We start from the raw sequence: 15,653 nt of genomic DNA, 5'->3' as shown, positions 1-15,653 counted from the left end.
TAGCGTATTGAGGATTAATCCTTGCGTTTGTTGTGTATTGTTTTACTCGAAGATTAATCACATGCTGTGCCGGAATAAGGTTCGGTTCACAGCCTGCAATTGCGGGCTAATCGTCGTCAATTCCTGGTTAAATCGTCCATCAATTTACTGACCAATCGTTGACCAAACTACGAGCGCATCACTGAGCCAACTGTGAAACGCAAAACTCAATAATTCGATTCTCCGCCCAAAAGCGATCGCGCCTGGCGTCCTCCGCGGCGTGCGCTAGGAAGCCGCTGTGCCCGCCATACTGCGGAGTCAGCATCGTTATATTCGGAGCCTGCAACTTGGGCGAGGCAAACGATTGAAAGGGAACAATCGGATCGTCCTTGGCAGTAATAATCAAAATTGGGATCTGAGCGTTTTCGATAATTCTGATGGCGCTGTTCTTCTGGTAGTACTCAGCAGCATTACTGCAACCCGCATCAGGAGCGGTAAAAACGTCATCAAATCCGCGCAGCGTTTTTACATATTTCAGTTTCGAAACATCGTACAGCGATGGGAAAAGTCGATGCTTTATTCGTATTTTGTCTTTCAATCCGATCAGAAAACGCTGCTCATAGAAGCGATTCACGCCCTTCTCCATTGAGTCTACACATGCAGCGAGGTCGAGCGCGGGCGAAATCGCGCAAATGCCCTTGAACATGCTTGGACCTTCAGCGCCTAACTCAGCTGCGGCTTTCAACACGATATTTCCACCGAGCGAATAGCCAGCTGCGAACAGGTTTTTCAGTCCATCGACTTCTATCAACTCGGTTGCGACAGCAATCAGATCCGCACTGAGTCCGGCATTGTAGAGCGTAGGTGTGAGGTGAAGCGTATTGCCGCAATTGCGCAGATTCAAGCGCACGACGTTCATGCCGTATTCCAGGGCTTTATGCGTCAGTCCCAGCACATACGGTGTGTTACTCGAACCTTCCAGCCCGTGAAGAATAATCAGAGTCGGGCGAGCCTTTGCATCCTCGGCAAAATGACAATTGGCGAGCACCTGTACGTGCGGTTTAACCTTGAAAAGGCGGTCAACAGATGGTGTCTTGATTGGTGGCAAGCGACGATTCCAGAGCGCCGGAACAATCGTCATAAGATGTCCGTTCTTCAGGAGCGGTAGCGGTGTAAATGGTGTAGAGCTGCCGTTGTTCATTGTTGGGGTCGCTTATTATCTAATTCAGGTTGCCAGCGTAGATTCGTTTGCCATTTATAAAGGCCATGGAGCGCACGCGTCTCGCGTGCACCCGGGACGGGTGCGCTCCATAGAAAACAATCGCGTGCACCCGGGACGGGTGCGCTCCATGAAAAACAACCAATCACTTCCGAAGAGTCTCCGCCAGCGCTTCTACAAAGCGATCTATATCACTTTCAGAATTGGAATAGTGACAGGATACACGCACGCCCAGCCCCGGGTTCTCGTTCATGAAGTCTGGTTGCACCCAAATTTTGTAATTTTTCCAGAGGTGATCGCGGAGATGCGGCACCGGTACCTGATCCGCATCCCAGTACATAACGAGCAGTGCGCAGTTCCGCTCGCCCTCAGGTGTTCTGAAGTTTGGATTCAACTTGCGCACCGCGTTACGCAAATATTTTGCCAGCTCCAATTCACGGCGATAAATTTTGTCCGGTCCAATCTGCAATTGCAAGTTGATTGCCGCGGTCAATCCACGCCAGCGAACCACATCGGTAGTACCCTGCGATTCGAAGCGCGCCAGAGAATTTCCGTGAGATTCTACGAGTTTGAAATATTCATCGCCCAACCACAACGGCTGCAATCGCGGCACTAAATCTGGTGCCACATAGACAAACCCGGTGCCATTTGGTCCACCCAACCACTTGTGCCCCGAACCCACCCAGAGCCGATACTGCCCGGGGCGACAAATGATTTGCCCGCCGCAATGCGCACCATCGACAAGCAAGGGAATGTTTCGATCTCTGGTGATTCTTTCCAGTTCAGACAAATCAGGGCGCCAGGCCGTATAGCTACTGATTTCGCTGACCAACACCAGCCTGGTGCGGCTCGACAATTTCTCAGACATCCGCTGGGTGAAGACTTCATTGCCGTCGTGTGGATTTATCTCCACTCGGTGAATCTTGATTCCGCGCGTTTCTGCAAGATACCTGGCAATTGCTCCGACCGAACCGTGTTCGCTTGTTGTAGTGATGAATTCATCGCCGGCCTCGAGCAAGAAGTTATGCATCAAAAAATGCAAACCCTGCGTGGTGTTTTGAACCAGCAACAGATTTTCACCGGGCACATCGAACAAGCGCGCCGCCGCTTCCTTAGCATCGCCTAAGGCGCTTTCATCCCAAAACGTGGTGATGGTGGGGTTGACGTTGAGTTCCTGCCATCCCTGCGACAATGCCTGTAACACCGACTGGGGCTTGCGTCCGCAGCTTCCGGTGTTGAGATACAAACATCCCTCTTGAATCGGAAACTCTTTCTTAATTCGCTCCACGTTCAATTCGACATAGGAAGCATCGATTGCTGCGTCCATAGCTCTCCGTTCAAGTTCAGCACAATGTCACGTTCATGTTATAGGATCTTCTATATAATTGTCTGTGTATGCGGTTTCGCCGGGATGTGAGCTAATTATGGCTGAAGGAGAACCGGTATTTTTCGGAATCTTAGCGGGATTCGCCCTTTTAGTTTTTCTGGGAATATTAGCTGGGTACTTCGGGTGGTTTCCGGTTTGAACTAAATGGCAGCCACTGGGAAATTAGCCAATGCAAGACTGACATGCACAGGCGTTTTTGCCGTGTGCCTTTTTGCCATGTTTTTCCTGGCCGGCTGCGGCGAGGGCGCGGGCTCTGACGCACAGCTGACAAGTCAAACCTACTTCGAGCTCGTTGACTGGCATATTTCCGGCTTCTGGGTAATCAACTGCCCGGTCGCGTGGGTACGCATCAAGAACTTCAACAACGTAGCCATCAAAGACATAACGTTTCAGTACAACACATACGATTATGACGGAACCCCGCTCGACCAGGGCACCTACACGATCGAGGGCTCGGTGCCGGCGTTGTCGGTGAAGAACTTTCCAGAGCTGTACGTGGGACTCGTCAACCTGCACAGCGACAAGTTGAGTACGCGCCTGTTGTCCGTTAAAGCCGATTCAGGCGGCGGCGGTGGCGGCGGACACTAACCAGCGCATCGGCTGGCGGGAATAGGCATTCGGGAAGGGACGATGACCGCGGGATTCTAACGAGCGCTTCGGCGGTAGGAAAGATCGCGGCGGCGGCTGAGACTAGTACGGCTTTTGCTGATCCGGTGTGAAGTAGACCGACTTCACAACGATATAGCCAATGATTGTGTACAACAACAGTACAAGCAACAACATCACCATCGGCCACTTCTCGAGAATCTTCGCGAAGGGACGGAAGACGAAATCGATTATAAAAAGACCGGCTGCGGCTGCGGGCATGGGAATTTGCTCTATTGACAATGTGAGCAAATTATAGGCGCGATAGGTTAAGAAGCGGTGAAAACCTTCCGCTTTGTAACGATTAGTTGTGTGTTAACTAGCAGCCCATGCGGTTTTTCGACTGACGTCCGATAAACCGCAACTAACTTTTGAATTTTGCCACCACTCTCAAAGCCGGAATGGCTCAGTGGCTAGCCTGCACTGCAGAGCTGACTAACGGAAATAGTGAAAGTGCTGCTCCCAACGCTTGATAATGAAATGGGGAAAAAGACTCGGATTAATCACAAACAAAATACCTATGCCAAGCAAGCAGCAAAGTATGAGTGACAGTAATACGACCATAACCTCTTCCTAAAATAGACACCGGGGTACGACGCATAATGTTCGTACCCCGGTGTTTAAGGAGTGGTTAAGAACTCGACTATAACTAAACGATTTAACGTTAACTGCGGAAATCAGGTCATAACGGGCCATAACGGACAGGACTGGACGCAGCGAGCCGATCAAAGACCGCAAATCCACAGATTGAAGTCGTTAGCTACGGTGGTCGAGGTCGATATTGACGTACAACACGCCGTCTGGAGTCTTCTTGATAACGCTTGTCACGCCGGCATCATCATTCACATTTGATGTTAAGCGAGTCGATTGCTTGGTCGTGCTTGTTGAAGAAGTCGAACCTGTGTGATTCGCAGGCGTGGTCGGCTTGTGCTTCTTAGCTGCTTTGCTTTCGCTGGAATCATCCGGCGTCGCTGGTGTGCTGGAAGCAATAACCGGCTTCTTCTCGACCTTCTTCTTCTCCGGCGTGCGCGGCGTTGAAGGCGGTGGCGCAGCATCATGCGGAGTAGCATAAGCAACGAAAACCTGAGACGGAACTAAGTCTTTCGAACCCGTCGCGGCAGATGCAATGACGGTCGGAGAATCGGCTGGTTTCGACAGATAAGCCTGAGCGTTTATTGGGTGGCGGGAAAGGAGCAGAGTAATTTTTTCCGTGCCCGGGTTCTGGTCGAATTCGAACGACTCGCTGCCTGACGGCAAAGCGTAGTCAACACCGTGCTCTACGCGATTGTCGTCGCCATGAGCAGGGTCAGGGAAAAGCACAGAGCTTTCGCCGCGGCTGCCACTGCGCAACACGACATAGGCGTAACCGTCGATGTTCGGGCGAATGTGGAACTGAATCTGGTCGCCGCTGCGGAACGCATGTTTGTTGGAAACGCGCTGCGAACCGCCCTTGCGGGTCAATTCCACCCAGTAATTCAAGCCGATATTGAGCGCCTCTTTAGGCTGATCGAGCTGCTTACGGAACAAACCTTTTGCAAACTGCCACTTGTCAGAATCGGACTTAGCGGCATCATCTGCAGCGCAAACGCAAAGTGGCGCAGCCAAACTCAGCAAAGCAACCATCGATGCAACTATGTGACGACGACCTGTCATGTCCTTTACCTCTCATTAATCCGTCGGGATCTTTTCCATCAACCGTTTCAAATAAATCAGATCTCCCGGTCTATCGTTTACATCAGGCGGAAACAAATTAGGAGCGACCTGGGAAATTGGTACCTCGATGCCACGGGAGAACCGGTCCAGGCTCAAAATCCGGTTGGCGTTTTCGAAGAACACGTTGGCGTTCTCCTGGTTGCCCGGCAGCGGCAAGGGTTTGCTGCTGGCGATAAGTATAGTTGTATCACCTGCGCCGGTTGTTAGCCCGTTCAGGAAGAGACCTTTGACCCCGTTGAACATTCCTTCTTTAATGGTCTCTTTCGGAACAGTAAAATGCTCGCCCTTCTTCAGCATTTTTTCGGGGGTTTTAGGCTCCGGAAACTCAATGGCAGCGTTAGCCTGTGCATCCGGTGCATTAGCCTGTGCGTTAGCCTGATCGCCTTTAGCCTGATCGCCGCCGGCTTTGCCTTTCGGCAAATCGCTGAGGACATACATATAACAGTCCTGATTCGCTTTCATGTCGAGATAAACCTGCACGTTATCGTTCAGCTCAGCACCGTCAGGAATAGGACGCCACTGCGGCGCCTCGTGCGCCAATTTGTTGACGCCAAAGATATTCACGCGCACCCACGGCTCATCTGGAATATAGGAGAGATGAGTGGTGATATATTGCGGCTTCACAGGAGAAATCAAAATCAAAGCGATGATTACCGCTGCAAAGAAACACATCGTCGTCACCACAAGTGGTGCCTGAGTGAAGACACGTTTGGGCGGCTTGTATTGAACGTCCTGGAACAAGCGCTGACCACAAGACTTGCAGAAACGGGCAGCATCAAGACTGGTCTTGCCGCACTTTGAACAGTGCACGCGAGCCACTTCGCGGCATCCCGCTTGGGTCGGACGGTGAACAGCAGCGGTGCCGGTCGCCGCAGTCGCGCCTGTTGAAGCACTCGAAGCTGTGAGCGAGGGAATGTCTGTCGTAGCACCAGCATCAGCGCTATCGAAGTCGCCCGTTACACTGGCACCAAAGCCAAGAAGAGTTTTGGAGTCTTTTCCGTCACTAATTCGCTCGCCGGTTTCCAGTGAATAGCCGCCTGAAACATAGACGCCAGACAAAGAAAGGTTTTTGGCGATCTCTACACCCGTCGAACTCAAGCGTTTTGCCAGTTCCACTTCGCCGCCATCTTCCAGGCACTCGATAATCAATTCAGACCAGAGCATCTGCTGCATGGCGCCTTCGTTTTCGTCCAGTTCAGGCGCAGGAGGAAGAGCCCCGCAGTGCAGACCTATCACGACACCCTTTTTGAACATCGGGCTGCCGCATGATTCCGGCAACAAAGGAATGTTATGCAAAAGATGATATGGATCATCTGAAAGCAGGCTTCCCAACAAGAATCCTGAGCGAATACGCGGATGACCGCGCCTGTGATCGACGCTGAGGTTCTCGATTGGATCTCCGGGAATCAGCTCGATCTGGGGCACCAGATCCAGTGGCTCAACTTTCAGCGGTCCAGGCGATGGAGGGCTGAATTCGGTCGTATCATCAACGTTTTCAATCTGACGCGTCTTGAACAATTCAATCAGAGCATTGTAGACAGCATAGTTATCGACGTTCACGACCTGCCACAAAGAAGCAATCGGCAAAGTGCCGTCCAGATGCGGCCAGAGATTTCGCGCCGTTTCCGCCACTTCGGCCGGAAGAATTCCGTCGTTCATCCATGGCACAGCGCGCACATAGAACGAGTCAGGTCCGCCCAGCGCGCCGAGGAATCTTTCCATTTCATCCATGCGACGGTGCGCTTCCAGCAACAACATTTCGGGCGGACGCGCAATCGGTCGCTCAACCGGCCAATCAGGCTCGCTCTTCACCTGGAAGAAGAAGTTGCCCTTGAGATGCGACTGCACCATCTGATATACGGCAAGCTCGTTGTTCAAATTCTTGAATATGGCATGGGCGATGCGCCCGTTCTGACAGAACAAGCGTGCCACAGGGCGATTGCGCGTATCCGAGATGATTACAACACCCTCTTTTCTGGCGTTGGTAATGGTTTGCAGCACCAGATAAAAATCGATGTCTGCGAGATTTCCGCCCAAGCCCTGCTCAATTTGAGGCGCGGCAACGGTCAAACTCTGATTAGCGAGTTGCTTTTCGCGGTCAGAAAGCGGAGCCAGTTGGGGGGTCAAAGTCAGCACCACTGCATTGAAATTTTGCAGATGCATGTTGGAAAGTGAATCCCACAGCCCATCCGAGGCGAGCTTGGCAGAATATTTGCGATTGAATTTTGGATGGAAAAGCGCCTGCGAAATTCCGTGACTCTGATTTACGGCAGGAAAGAAAACCTTGAGCGCATTCAACTTGTCGCCGTACAGGGTAATCAAGTGGGCGCAAGTGGCGACTTTGTTCGAATCGATGAGCCAGACGCTTCCGAGAATCTGCTCTTCGTCGCCCGAACGATCGATGAGCAGACCAATGGCGCCAGCCCTGGTCGCTAAATCGTTTTTGAGCTCAGAAGAGGTCATTGTCAAGTCTCAACAAATCTGGGTTCTCTCAAGTATAAGTGTCCATTGAGCAATCACAGAAACTTCTGTGTATTTTAGGAGATATGTCGCCATGTCCGGAGTGCTAGTTGCGGGAATCGATTTCAGCGGCGCCAAGACTGTGCCCAATGACACCTGGATCGCGGCGGGCAGCCTGACAAATATGGGGCTGGAGGTCGACGAGATTCGCAAAGTCGGCTCGCACAAAGTGGCAGCGGAATTGACCAAGCCCGATATCTGTTATAGCGCGGTCGGCATCGACGTGCCTTTTTCTTTGCCTTCAGAGTTCCTGGCGTTCATGTCCGAAAAATTGGGCAAACCTGAGTTTCAATCGTGGCAAGAAGTCGCTGAGCAGCTGGTTTTCATGAGCTTCGAGCAGTTTCTGGAGCTGGTCGTCGAATTCAAGAAAGAGCCCAAGCGCGTTTGCGACAAAGCGATTTCGAAAGCGGCGCAGAGCCCGCTGCATCGCGGCAACCCGTCGATGGTGCAGATGACATATCAGGGAATTCGCCTGCTCGCCACTCTTGACCCGAAACGGTGCGCTGTTTTACCTTTTCAAGACCGGGTCAAAAACGGTACGGCGATTCTGGAAGTTTATCCCAGACAGACGCTGACGTCGCTCGGGCTGCCTGATTCCGGCTACAAGAGCAAAGACAAGAAGGATAAAGACGCTGCCCATGCGGTTCGGCGTTCGATTGTTGAGAATCTTGTGCAGATTAGAGAGCGCAAAGGCATTTCGCATAAAGACTGCCCGCGCTTGTCAATCGGACCCGCTGCGCGCAGCGCGGCAATGGATTCAGACCACGCGCTGGACGCGCTCGTGGCTTGCTACACGATTGCCATGTGGCACACAGCCAAGCAACTTTTTGATGACCCGCTCGACCTTGACCACGTCGAGGTTTTGACGGAAGGCTGGATTTATTCTCCCAAGGTACTATAATTTCAATCCGCGCTCCTGACAGGAGCGAATTTGCTGTTGAACCCTGAAAATTTGTAAACACAAGACGGCGCCTCGATTGCGCCAAATATGGGCGCCCGTAGCTCAGTGGATAGAGCATCCGCCTTCTAAGCGGACGGCCGTTGGTTCGAATCCAACCGGGCGCGATATAATTTTTGAACAAGCCATTTATGGGTCATTAGCTCAATGGCAGAGCAGTTGCCTCTTAAGCAATTGGTTGGTGGTTCGAGTCCACCATGGCCCAAGTTTTAAGACCAAGTCACAGAGTGCGTTTCAGCCCCCAAGCACCTAAATTAGTGGGGCAGGCAGCCCAGTTAAAGTAAGCAAAAAGTAAGCACCTTTTGTAAAACGTTAATTCTCAGGCGGCACCACATCTAGTGACACAAGGTCAACCAGCTTTTCGACGTCAAAATCTGCAAGATCGAGTTAGATTCGTGCCGACTCCAAGCCCGCAGAACAGACGGAACAAATATACTTACGACTCGATGAATTATCATCGGCGTGCGATCATTCCAAACAAAACACTCTGGCATAAAGATGTGTCTTTGGAAGCTGAGTTCGGCATATTTCAGAAAGCCGAGAGCAACAGTTGGTATTGTTCTAATGGCTATCTTTGGAGCTTTGGTGACGACATAGAAGGCAAACACGTTTTAGGCACCAATAAAGAGCGTTTAGCTTGTTTTCAGAAGCCGTCCAACAGCGCCGATCCGTGGCATGGATTTCCGATAAAATCGAGAGCCGCTATGCCTCCGTCTGATGTAACCGACAAGTGGGTAAATCGAATCGCAAGGTCGTTCTACCACAAAATCGTCAAAGAACGAATATGAAAATAGCGAAGTTGTTCATCAAAGGTGAATTTGAACAGGCTTACATGTATATGGGCCGATTAATCATCTTTGAGCAAAACAAACAAATTCGTTTCATCAACTTGAGCCAAATATCAAAAAATCTACGCTCTCGATTTAAAAATAGAATTCCGTTTTACGAGTGGTTATTCATTCGCTCAGATTGGCTTGCAAACAAACAAACGCGATCACTGCTGTGGAATGAGGGATACAACGCCTTGATGAAAACGGCAATCGGAGACTGCAGCGATACGCCGATTGAATTTGAACTTGAATCCCTAACACCAGAATTGATTGTGTCATTGCGAAACAATACATTTAACGCAATGCTGGATTGCGCCGTCTACAATGGTGAGATCTATGTGGGAACTGATAAAGGGCTATTCCATGCGCGTGGAAGCTGGAAAGGCAAAACAATCGAGTTCTCATCATCGAAGAAACGGCACGACCTTAAAATAATACACACCAGCGCTCAGTATGCTACGGTCAACCTGTCCTGCGGTAGTGATGGCTTACACACAGCCTACGAAGACTTCGACTCCGCTACTAGAAAGGCATTCAGGCAACATCCTAACGTGAGCAAATCCTATGCGACGACTTGGTGCAAATTCGATTTGGTTAATTACGAAAGTTTCGAACAGCCAAATATGTTCAGAGGCGTAAAAGGAACACCAAAGAAACTATCGATTGAACGCGAGACAACCGTAATGGCCGAGATTCAAGACAACCCTTATGTTGGCTCAATATGGGATCTTCAACGGAAGCTCGAAAAAAATATTACCGTGCCGAAGGTTGATACCGCACGTTTAAGATACTCTTTCAACGCAGGTCAGCTGTTTTACGGCGTGATGGATAATGGCGAAATTACACGAACAAGGGTCAGTTATACGAAGGGATCTGACCCGAAGCCGATTATCGGCCGACCAGAAATCATGAGAGTTAGCAAAGTTGCAAAAGAAAGCAACGACTTTAACGATTTTCAGGATATCGTTAGCAGTCAACCGCTACCCACGCTTGAAGCATTGACCATTCAGACTTTCGATGCCGTTGATGTGCTCACCCCACAAGGCATTGTGAATTTACTTCGAGAGCCTGCGATCTCAATACGCACGTTCCCGCAGTCACATCAATACAGGAACATCATTTTGGTGACAACGGACAACGGACTATGGATTATGAGCGCTTTTGACGATCGTATCTTCGAGCAGCATACCCTGGACACTCCTCTCTTAAATGAGTTAGAACCCCCGCCGGAGCCCTACGAAAGCGAAGAAGACGAACCAGATGACGAAGAGGAGTAAATCGCTAACAAATGATGTCTTAGTTATGCTGGTGCCGCCGATAGACAGGAAATTGACTCCACTCAAATCAAAATAGACAATTGAACTCAGAGAACTGCAGTTAAAGGCATCGGACAATGGATTTAGTAGGAAAATCATTACAAACATTGTCTGAAGCAGATTTGCAACTGCTCATATCTCTGAGTATCTCAGAAAATTCAAAAATCGAATACAAGCAGCAGCTTCCAGAAAAACATAACGACGCAAAGCACGAATTTTTGAAAGACATTTGTGCAATGGTGAATGGCGGTGGCGGTGACATTGTATACGGAATCGGTGAAGATCGAAAAAGCGGCAAGCCGACGAGCGTTTTTGGAATTGAATTAAAAAATTGGGACAGCGAGAGCAGACACTGGAAACAATTAATTGATAATGGTATTGAACCTCGAATTCACGGATGGGATTGCCGGACGATTGAGCTAACCTGCGGTAGAGTCGCTCTCGTATTAAGATTGCCTCAAAGCATTTACGGAGCCCACCAAGTTGTTGCATTTGATGACTACCGATTCTACAAGAGGGTTCAAGCAAGTAGGCACGTAATGACTTATCTAGAAATACAAACTGCGCTGTTGTTTGCAGATGCAAATCTGAAACGTGCTAGACAACTAAGAGATGAGAGAGTGAGCACTTTGGCTAACAACTCCGGTTACCAAATCTTACATCAAGGGCCGATTCTAGCACTGCATTTAATACCAATCGGCTTTGATAATCCTGAGCGCAACCGAAGTTTAACTGAGTGGTCCGAATATCTAGAATTAGCAGGCCCACCAGGACTTACAGGTGTCGACCATCGGTACACAGTCGACGGAATTATGACGTTCAAAAAGCGTGATTATACTTCGCTTGGATATCTTCACCTCGGACGTTCCGGCGTCATAGAAGCAGTAAGTACGTATATCTTTCGCAACCCTCATAATGAGAGATTTTGGCGGATAGACCCACTAGAAGAAGGCTTGATCAGGTCTCTGGACGATTACGTCAATTTGCTGAAGAAGCAGAACGTACAGCTACCAGTACTATTATCAGCCACTATTATAAATGCGCAGGGCTATTCACTGCACTTCCGATCGAATACCGTAATTGAAGACAAATTGGACAAATACATCGACAGGCAGATATTGCAACTTCCTGAAATACTTATTCGGGATTGGCAGGAAACTGAACCAATCGCGAAATTCGTCAAACCGCTAATTGAAGGGATTTGGAACTCCTGCGGCTGGTCAACAGCGGCTAGCTACGAAGGCAATGAACGTGTTCCGAAAGATTGGATATACTGCCAAGACTAAATAGCCGTTTCTGTTTAAGGAACGGATTGACGTGTCAGCTCTGTCCAGAGCCGGTCCATGAATTGCGTGGTCATCAGACAATATTCTTGGTGTCTCTCAACTTCTCTCCTCAGGCATTTCAGACCAGAGTTGCGAAGATCTTGCTCTGTTTCCTTGGATATTTTGAGGCATGTCTGAATTATAGAATCTAACCTTTCTTGACGTTTCTCGATTAGATCGGTTCTATTCAGGTCCAGCTCATTCCGAGTAAATTCGCCTTTTAAACTGCCAAACCGTGGACGGATATAATGCCCGTCGAAAGCAAGGTGGTCAGGCGGGTCATCCACTGTGGGATTGATGAGAAGAGGCGACACGGTAGAGCCTTTATTGCCATTACAAAAGGTGCAAGCAAGAACCAAATTGGTCCACTCAAACGCCAATTCTCTGTTGACGCTCAGAGGCACTATATGGTCAATCTCCCCCCGATGCGCCCCTCTCATTTTAATTTCGCAATATACGCACTTTTTGAAAGCTTCGGCGACAATAGCTTCCTTAATTTCAGAGTGTCGAGTAAAAATCGAGGTCACATATCGCCGAGCTGCTTTGTTATTGGTGGCTCTTACAACCTGCTCGGTCCATCTTGCCTTGTGCCTCACTAAGATCTCAGGCTCTTGAATTTTTATAATTTTGATCACTTGTCACCCGACGACCGAGATTTGTGGAATTCTTCAAGAAGGTCTGAAATAGCTGTTGGAGCATATTCCTCAAGTCCTACTTCAACTAATTCGTTCCTCAAAGATTCAAATATTTCCTCGGAAAATCCTTCGGTGCTCCTTCTATCTACAATTGCTTGGATTTTCGCTGCAGCCCAGATCGGCATCGTAAAGGGCAGTCCGAGAATATCGCGAAGTGTCTCGTTTACCGTTCCAGCATTACTACTGTCCACAAGTTTGCTTCTCACTCTTCCGTTGAAACCAAAGTCAAGCACATAGATCCGCGCACCTTCGATAGAAGTAACTATTAATGGACTATGTGTTGCTATCACAAACTGTATTTCAGGAAAAGCTTGCAAAAGTTTTGGCAACAACTGCTGCTGCATCTCTGGATGCAAATGATTTTCTGGCTCATCGATAACAACAACAGAGACTTTATCAAAAAATCTGTTTATAAATATCTGCCAGCCAAGTTCAATGGTACTTCCGATCCCTCCAGAAACAGCATCGAGCGAAAATTCGCCAAACTCTGTTTTTAAAACTACTTCAGGAGACCTAATCTCCAATTTTTCGAATCTTAAATGCTCTGGAAGAAGGTGCCGTAAAACAGCTTCGAAACCTTCGTACAATTCAGAAAGTTGTACATTAGGACGCATCACCTTATTGCCGTAGCCGAAGATCGCCCACGACAACAGCGTCTCCTTGATGATTGAATTCGACGGTACTTTAGGTGTGTTGGTCGGAATATACTCTGCTCTGTATGAATTCTGATAGTTCGCATAGATGCCTTCAGGTAGTTGAAGTCCAAGACGCGTGGTGCCTATCTTCATGTACCTAAACTGCGGACGGTGAGCGGGAACGTATAACCCGTGTATAGGAGAAGCATGCTCAATTAGAATCGAATATTCTCCATCAACCTTGATGTCCGTTGTGATCCGGCGAGTGAATCCACCGATATAAGCCAATTCTCCTATGTACGAGCGCGAGTTACTGATCTCTTCTACTGAGCTGTTAGCAGATGTCTTGTAAATAACTCCGCCATCCTGATTCAGTTCCGGAGAAGATACAAATTTAAGTGGCCATTCTAGCGAAAACGTTTTTGCAAGCACAGATCCAATCGATGTTTTACCGCTTCCATTTTTGCCAGTGATGATGGTAACTCTGTCAGAGAATTCCAATTCTATGTTTTCGAACTGACGCCATTGCTCCAGCTTCAATGATTTTAGTTTCGTTGGTTGCATATTTTGCATCGTCTCTTGCATTCCAGTAGGAGAATTGAAATTATCTTAGTTCCGTGTTCAACAGACTAGCCAATCTTGTGCCAGCAAGCTCAACTCTTTCTTCGCCGATTTTTCGAGCTTGCTGCTTGTACTTTTCGGTCATCCCGAAGGGACCATTGTTAGGCGCATCTGGAAGGCTCTTTCCGAACTCGACGGCGGGTTGAAGCTCACGCGCATCACCCACAATTCCATCCCAAACGGAATGGATGTTATCGGGCTTGCCGACTAGTTTGCAGTCGTTGCCGCCTTTGTCGCCGTGCGGATCATCATGAATGACACGAGTGACACAATGCAGCGGTTGATGTACGTCGCCGATCAAATGGATTAGCCAAACCAGATCATATGATTTCAGTTCATCTGGAGCATCCGAGGCGAGCACTCTTCTGAATTCAGCGATCTGCGTTTGCGCATTAGGTGTTGCATGTGGTGGCAGCGGAGTATGGTCCGGCGAAAATGGCGTGTCATCGTAGTGCCAGTACTTGTGCATTCGTTTGTCGGAATACCCGATGTTTTCAGCACAGGCTGGTCCGTCAGGCTTGTTACCGCCTTCAGCTCCGTCCGCATGATAGGCTGGGTCTTTCTTGATCGCATCAGCCCATGTCGCAGATTGCGCAAAGATCAAAAGATTTTTCTCTGATTCTGGTGTTCCTGCCGGAACCGCAGCGACCCACTTCAAGTAGTACGGATTTTTCGAAAGAAGCGTCATCACTCGCTCTTTGGTTGTTGGATTCAGCTTGTTCCATGCAATAGTTGCAACCGCCTCGTGACCGAAGTCGTACCAAGAAAGAGCCGGTATGCCAGTAAAGGACCCTATACAAATGATTACCACAAGCAGACTTAAATTGGAACGCATGTCTAACCCCCCTTTGGTTCTTTGGGCTTCAGTGTGATCTGCTTCTGTTCGTAGGTAAAGGGCTTCGATGATTGCAAGCATTTGAGGCCATTATCAGTTTGTCTAAAGAAAAAGGTGGTTGTTTGCCTTCGTCCAAATCCGCCCCAAAACTCAAGCTTAATCGGATGCTTGCACAGAACTTCGACTACGTCGCCTCTCGACTTTATTCTTGTGTGAAACTCCATAGCTGCGACCACAATGGACGGACCCGCAGGCAATAACGGTTTATCTTCAGAGGTTGAAGGTTTTTGTTCGCCGCCGACGAGCCATGGTGAAGCATACGGTCCCGCAAATGACACGGATACATACCCGCTGCTTGTCTCACCTCGCCTATTCTTCGAGCGGTAAAGTTGATACATTTCCTCGGGTATGGTGACAGTCAATGCGTAGTCTTTTATGGGTACGTTGCCCAGATTCTTTAGAGCGAAGTTTAGCTGAATACCATCCTGTTCGAGCCTCTCGCGACAAATAATGTCTACTGGGCTTGGCCAGTAACTCTTAAGCCATCCCCATAACCAACCGAGAACAGGAATTCCTAATGAATCGACCGCCAATTACTTCACCTTTTTTCGCGTATACCCTTTTACGTCTGTTCCATCCTTCTTTGTGTATCCCTTTACCTCGACCGTGTCAGCGTCCTTATCTTTGACGGTTTTGGTGTAGCCTTCGACTTTTGTGCCGTCCTTTTTGGTATAGCCGCTGACTTTCACTTCTTTGGCGAAAGCACTACCGGTGGTGACAGCTAAAATCACGAACAGCAGCAGTAAATTTTTCATGGCGAACTCCCTCGATAAGTCCAGCTATTTTACACCCCCTGATTTGCCCAGACTCTGCCAAATTTGAAGGCTAAATTGACTGCATATCCCAGAGGAACGCGATATGCGGGCAGTCGAGCCAGTCAGACCAGAACATAGCTCATCAGTCAATCAGCCTCGC

Annotated in this window: 14 protein-coding genes and 2 tRNA genes; 7 read left to right on the top strand and 9 right to left on the bottom strand. The window is 49.0% G+C overall.

Annotation, left to right across the window (positions count from 1 at the left end; translation table 11 throughout):
• Positions 1-178 precede the first annotated feature (178 nt).
• Positions 179-1,180: an alpha/beta fold hydrolase gene (locus tag EKK48_30050; GenBank protein ID RTL35135.1), complete on the bottom strand. Its 1,002-nt coding sequence runs from the start codon at positions 1,178-1,180 to the stop codon at positions 179-181.
• 163 nt (positions 1,181-1,343) lie between these two features.
• Complete coding sequence (locus EKK48_30045) at positions 1,344-2,525, bottom strand: aminotransferase class V-fold PLP-dependent enzyme (GenBank protein RTL35134.1); 1,182 nt, start codon at positions 2,523-2,525, stop codon at positions 1,344-1,346.
• A 204-nt stretch (positions 2,526-2,729) separates the two neighbouring features.
• Between EKK48_30045 and EKK48_30040 the strand changes: the two genes are divergently transcribed.
• Positions 2,730-3,173, top strand: coding sequence for a hypothetical protein (locus EKK48_30040; GenBank protein ID RTL35133.1), 444 nt, complete (start codon positions 2,730-2,732; stop codon positions 3,171-3,173).
• A gap of 813 nt (positions 3,174-3,986) precedes the next feature.
• Here EKK48_30040 and EKK48_30035 read toward each other — a convergent pair.
• Positions 3,987-4,883: a DUF4384 domain-containing protein gene (locus tag EKK48_30035; GenBank protein ID RTL35132.1), complete on the bottom strand. Its 897-nt coding sequence runs from the start codon at positions 4,881-4,883 to the stop codon at positions 3,987-3,989.
• 15 nt (positions 4,884-4,898) lie between these two features.
• Complete coding sequence (locus EKK48_30030; protein ID RTL35131.1) at positions 4,899-7,406, bottom strand: DUF4388 domain-containing protein; 2,508 nt, start codon at positions 7,404-7,406, stop codon at positions 4,899-4,901.
• A 91-nt stretch (positions 7,407-7,497) separates the two neighbouring features.
• Between EKK48_30030 and EKK48_30025 the strand changes: the two genes are divergently transcribed.
• From EKK48_30025 to EKK48_30000, 6 genes are all read left to right on the top strand, one after another.
• The gene (locus tag EKK48_30025) at positions 7,498-8,364 is read left to right on the top strand and encodes a DUF429 domain-containing protein (GenBank protein ID RTL35130.1); all 867 of its coding nucleotides are present in this window, start codon (positions 7,498-7,500) and stop codon (positions 8,362-8,364) included.
• Positions 8,365-8,455: 91 nt separating this feature from the next.
• Positions 8,456-8,528 (top strand) — tRNA-Arg (locus tag EKK48_30020).
• Positions 8,529-8,554: 26 nt separating this feature from the next.
• Positions 8,555-8,626: transfer RNA gene (locus EKK48_30015), tRNA-Lys, on the top strand.
• A gap of 190 nt (positions 8,627-8,816) precedes the next feature.
• The gene (locus tag EKK48_30010) at positions 8,817-9,209 is read left to right on the top strand and encodes a hypothetical protein (GenBank protein RTL35129.1); all 393 of its coding nucleotides are present in this window, start codon (positions 8,817-8,819) and stop codon (positions 9,207-9,209) included.
• Positions 9,206-10,528 carry a hypothetical protein gene (locus EKK48_30005; protein RTL35128.1) on the top strand — a complete coding sequence of 441 codons (1,323 nt, stop codon included), beginning with the start codon at positions 9,206-9,208 and terminating at the stop codon, positions 10,526-10,528. Before EKK48_30010 ends, EKK48_30005 begins: the two co-directional genes overlap by 4 nt.
• Positions 10,529-10,644: 116 nt before the next feature.
• The gene (locus EKK48_30000) at positions 10,645-11,853 is read left to right on the top strand and encodes an ATP-binding protein (protein ID RTL35127.1); all 1,209 of its coding nucleotides are present in this window, start codon (positions 10,645-10,647) and stop codon (positions 11,851-11,853) included.
• A gap of 14 nt (positions 11,854-11,867) precedes the next feature.
• On the opposite strand, the gene EKK48_29995 is transcribed toward EKK48_30000, so the two are convergent.
• Genes EKK48_29995 through EKK48_29975 form a run of 5 tightly spaced genes read right to left on the bottom strand, consistent with a single transcriptional unit; the run spans position 11,868 to position 15,493 of the window.
• Positions 11,868-12,527, bottom strand: coding sequence for a hypothetical protein (locus tag EKK48_29995; protein ID RTL35126.1), 660 nt, complete (start codon positions 12,525-12,527; stop codon positions 11,868-11,870).
• Positions 12,524-13,807, bottom strand: coding sequence for a hypothetical protein (locus EKK48_29990; GenBank protein ID RTL35125.1), 1,284 nt, complete (start codon positions 13,805-13,807; stop codon positions 12,524-12,526). Before EKK48_29990 ends, EKK48_29995 begins: the two co-directional genes overlap by 4 nt.
• A 19-nt stretch (positions 13,808-13,826) precedes the next feature.
• Positions 13,827-14,759, bottom strand: a complete 933-nt coding sequence (locus EKK48_29985) for a hypothetical protein (protein RTL35124.1) — start codon at positions 14,757-14,759, stop codon at positions 13,827-13,829.
• Entirely contained in the window at positions 14,681-15,271 is a 591-nt protein-coding gene (locus EKK48_29980; GenBank protein ID RTL35123.1) for a hypothetical protein, read from the bottom strand. The genes EKK48_29985 and EKK48_29980 overlap by 79 nt, the downstream gene beginning before the upstream one ends.
• On the bottom strand, positions 15,272-15,493 hold the full coding sequence (locus tag EKK48_29975) for a hypothetical protein (protein ID RTL35122.1): 222 nt from the start codon (positions 15,491-15,493) through the stop codon (positions 15,272-15,274).
• Between the last annotated feature and the right edge of the window lie 160 nt (positions 15,494-15,653).

This window comes from Candidatus Melainabacteria bacterium, from assembly GCA_003963305.1.
Taxonomy (GTDB): Bacteria; Cyanobacteriota; Vampirovibrionia; order Obscuribacterales; family Obscuribacteraceae; genus PALSA-1081.
Note: the sequence above shows the minus strand (reverse complement) of the source record. Positions and strands in the feature narration are given on the sequence as shown.